Source organism: Magnetospirillum fulvum MGU-K5 (assembly GCF_000442515.1).
GTDB lineage: Bacteria > Pseudomonadota > Alphaproteobacteria > Rhodospirillales > Magnetospirillaceae > Phaeospirillum > Phaeospirillum fulvum_B.
Genome location: NZ_AQPH01000135.1, coordinates 1 through 3675, shown reverse-complemented (window position 1 = coordinate 3675; position 3675 = coordinate 1). Strand labels below are relative to the sequence as shown.

The 3675-nt window shown below is 62.4% G+C and carries 4 protein-coding genes; 1 reads left to right on the top strand and 3 read right to left on the bottom strand.

The window, feature by feature from the left end:
* Positions 1–165: 165 nt before the first annotated feature.
* Positions 166–636 (top strand): hypothetical protein, encoded by a 471-nt coding sequence (locus K678_RS17125; RefSeq protein WP_021133742.1) that lies wholly within the window; start codon positions 166–168, stop codon positions 634–636.
* Positions 637–920: 284 nt separating this feature from the next.
* On the opposite strand, the gene K678_RS17120 is transcribed toward K678_RS17125, so the two are convergent.
* The 3 genes from K678_RS17120 to parC all read right to left on the bottom strand — a co-directional run.
* A complete protein-coding gene (locus tag K678_RS17120) occupies positions 921–1301 on the bottom strand; it encodes a rhodanese-like domain-containing protein (protein WP_021133740.1) in 381 nt (126 codons plus the stop codon).
* A 24-nt stretch (positions 1302–1325) separates the two neighbouring features.
* Positions 1326–1547, bottom strand: a complete 222-nt coding sequence (locus K678_RS17115) for a hypothetical protein (RefSeq protein WP_021133739.1) — start codon at positions 1545–1547, stop codon at positions 1326–1328.
* Positions 1548–1674: 127 nt separating this feature from the next.
* Positions 1675–3675, bottom strand: a 2001-nt coding sequence (parC, locus tag K678_RS17110; protein WP_021133738.1) for a DNA topoisomerase IV subunit A, incomplete at its 5' end; no start/stop codon positions are given.

Genomic DNA, 3675 nt, shown 5'->3' with positions numbered 1-3675 from the left:
GAGGTGGCGTCAGCCACCAGAAACGACCTATCGTACCATGGGAATTTCTATCGGCAAGACAGGAGGTGCCCTCTCTTGTCACCAAACGGAATAAGAATGTGTTAAAACTTTACTGACATCATCTTTTTAACTTGCCCCGCCCCCCTTTTCAGCAGGGAAAAGACCATGGTCGGTCACCCGGCGCATCCCGCTCATCCCCCTCACCCTCCCAAGGCCAAGCCCCGTCCGCCTAAACGCAAACGGGCGCTGTGGATCGCGGTGGCGGGCGTTGTGGTGGTGGGCATCGCGGTCGGCACGTGGTTCGTTCTCCACTCCGATGCGCCGCGAGGACTGCCGTCCGGTGCTGCGGACATCTTTTTCGCGCGGATGCAACAGGCTGCTGCCGGTGAATCGATTGAGGCCAGTGCGTTTCACGGGGCGATCCGCACCGAGCGGAAAGGCGGAGTGACGATGGTGACGGCGGAAAACGTACCGCCTCAATTATGCGTTTCGGTCGGATGGAAGCTGGTCAGGCGTGGTGTTCTTACCATCAACGGCATCACTCCGATGCGGGTTTCCGCCGCACGGCTGGCCGAATTATGCAATCAGGGCGAGGGAACTGCGACGGTTCTGTGGGTGCCACGCCCGCCGGAATGAACCCAGCGCCCGGCTTCCGAACCCAAAACGTCGGAAGCCGGTGCCGGTCGGTCAACGAGCCGAGTGCGGCCCGAAACTGTCTCCTTCGGATTCCCACAGGAGCGCTAGCGAATCCAGCGCCCGCTCCCGGGTCATCAACGAATGAGAATCGGGCGAGGAAATGACATCCAAAACCCGATCCCGGATAACCGCGATGCGATCGCGGCGTATGGCCTTCTGGCCCATGATCACTCCCTTCTCGAAGTGTGAGCGTTCACGATAGCCCGAGGCGCGTTAACGAAACGTCAGTGCCGCAAGGTGGTTGGGCCACCGGCCGCGATCCAGCCGATCAGCCCCCCTTTCATCCGCACGATTTCGCCCTGCCAGCCCGAAGCGACCAGATGGTCCGAGGCGGGCGCACAGCGGATTCCCTTCATACAATGCAGCACCAGATGCTGCCCCGGTGCCGGATGCGGAACCAAAGCGGGGTCAAAGCGCGACAGCGGCAGATTCATCGCCCCCAGGATCGCCTCGTGATCATGTTCATCCGGTTCGCGCACATCGACGATCAGCACCTGCCCCGCGTCCCACCATTTCCGAATCTGGGCGGGATCGACCTGACGAACCTGCCCGGTCGTAGGGCGCGTAAGAAAGGATTTGAAGCGGTCGATCACCGTTTTGAGCATCGCGACAATCCCTTCGGCTTCGGATCAATAAGGGCAGTCTGGGCGGCGACACCGGGTGGCGGCACGCGATGGTTGCCATACGCCACAGACACGACATTCGGTCATCGTTTCGGTCGGTGCCGCACCGCGCCCGGTTCCGGGGGGACCATCGCGCCGGATCACCAATTCCGCGACCCGGGTCAGATAGCGAAATCCGAACCACACGACGGCAACAACCAGGACGAGAAGAAAAATTTTACCGAACATCAGGTTCCGATCCCCCCGTTCATGGCCGGCGAAGCCGTCTCCGCCAGGATGGGCCCCTCCCCCGTCCTAAAAAATGAGACGATTCGAGAAATTAATCCAGCATCAAACCAAGCGCGATGTCCTCACTTCAGGAAAAACGGTTGGTGCGGGGAAAACCGCTGGGGGGGAGCCGCCCAACCGAGGCGCGTTTTCCCAGCCACGGCGTCAGCACGGTTTCGGTCCGCGTCCGCTCGCCCAAGGTCCAGCTCAAGCCATCGGCCAGGGTGAACATCTTGATATCGGCAGTGCCGCAATCGCGATATTTCTGCAAGATCACACCGCGCCCCCGGGTCAGTTCGGGGATTTCCTCGATCATGAACACCAGCATCTTGCGGTTGTGGCCAATAATCGCAAGGGCGTCGCCTTCAACCGGCAGGCAGAAATGGGCCTTTTCCCCCTCGCCGACATTAAGGACCATCTTCCCGGCGCGGGTCTGGGCCAGAACCTCATTCTCCTGAACGATAAAGCCGCGCCCGGCATCCGTCGCCAGCAACAGCCGCCGTCCCGGCTGATGCACCAGTATGGCGGCGACGTCGGCTTCGGGAGCAAGATCGACCATCAGCCGCAGTGGCTCGCCATGACCGCGTCCCGACGGCAGACGGTCGCCGCCCAGGGTGAAGATACGGCCATCGGTCGACAGGATCAGAATCTTGTCGGTGGTCCAGGTTTTCAGAGCAAGGCGGAGTTCGTCGCCTTCCTTGAACTTCAGGGTTTCGGGCGAGGTGTCGGCATGGCCTTTCAGCGCCCGCACCCACCCCTTGTCCGACAGAACCATCGTGATCGGCTCGCGCTCGACGAAGGCTTCGATCGGCACCACCACCGCCGCCGGAGCTTCGCCCAGTTCAGTCCGCCGCCGCCCCAGCGGCGTCGCGCCACCGAACGCCTTGCGGGTCTCGGCGATCTGCCCGGCGATCACGCCCCACCGCCGCCTCTCGTCCCCCAGCAGCGCAACCAGCCCGGCCTTTTCGGCCGAAAGCGCATCATGCTCGGTGCGGATTTCAAGTTCCTGAAGCTTGTTGAGGCTGCGCAGCCGCATATTGAGGATCGCCTCGGCCTGGACCTCGGTCAGGTCGAAGCGGGCGATCAGTTCGGCCTTGGGACTGTCCTCGTAGCGGATGATCCGGATCACGGTATCGAGGTCGGCATAGACCTTCAAAAAGCCTTCGAGAATCTCGAGGCGCCGGTCGATCTTGTCGAGCCTAAAGCGCGAGCGCCGCTCCAACACCACCATCCGGTGATCGAGGAAGGCGCGCAGCACCTCCTTCAGGGTCATCACCCGCGGCACCGCATTGGCGTCGAGCACGTTCATGTTGAGGGGAACCCGGCTTTCCAGGTCGGTCTGACGGAACAATTGCTCCATCACCAACGCCGCTTCAACGGTGCGGTTGCGCGGCTCCAGCACCAGCCGGACGTCCTCGGCGGATTCGTCTCGGATATCGGCCAGCAGCGGCAGTTTCTTCTCGCCCAGCAATTCGGCGATCCGTTCGATCAGTCGCGCCTTCTGCACCTGATAGGGAATCTCGGTGATGACGATCTGATAGAGGCCGTGCGAGAGCTTCTCGACCGTCCAGCGCGCCCGCAGCCGGAACGCCCCTTTGCCGGTCCGATAGGCTTCGGCGATCGCGGCCTGGCTTTCGACCAGTACGCCGCCGGTGGGGAAATCCGGTCCCGGCATCCGCGCTATCAGATCATCGATGGCGCACTCGGGCTGCTTGATCAGCAGATCGAGCGCATCGCAGATCTCGCCGACATTGTGCGGCGGGATGCTGGTGGCCATCCCCACCGCGATCCCGGCGGCACCGTTGGCCAGCAGGTTGGGAAAAGCCGCCGGCATCACCACCGGCTCTTCCTCGGTGCCGTCATAGGTCGGGCGGAAATCGACCGCATCCTCGTCGAGACCGTCCATCAAGGCGGCGGCGACGGCGGTCAGCTTTGCCTCGGTGTATCGCATCGCGGCTGCATTATCGCCGTCGATATTGCCGAAATTGCCCTGCCCCTCGACCAGCGGATAGCGCACCGCGAAATCCTGGGCCAGCCGGACCAGGGTGTCGTACACCGCGATGTCGCCATGCGGGTGATATTTACCGAT

Coding starts and splice junctions, on each gene's coding strand:
- K678_RS17120 (WP_021133740.1), bottom strand. CDS start 1,301: ATGCTCAAAACGGTGATCGACCGCTTCAAATCCTTTCTTACGCGCCCT.
- K678_RS17125 (WP_021133742.1), top strand. CDS start 166: ATGGTCGGTCACCCGGCGCATCCCGCTCATCCCCCTCACCCTCCCAAG.
- K678_RS17115 (WP_021133739.1), bottom strand. CDS start 1,547: ATGTTCGGTAAAATTTTTCTTCTCGTCCTGGTTGTTGCCGTCGTGTGG.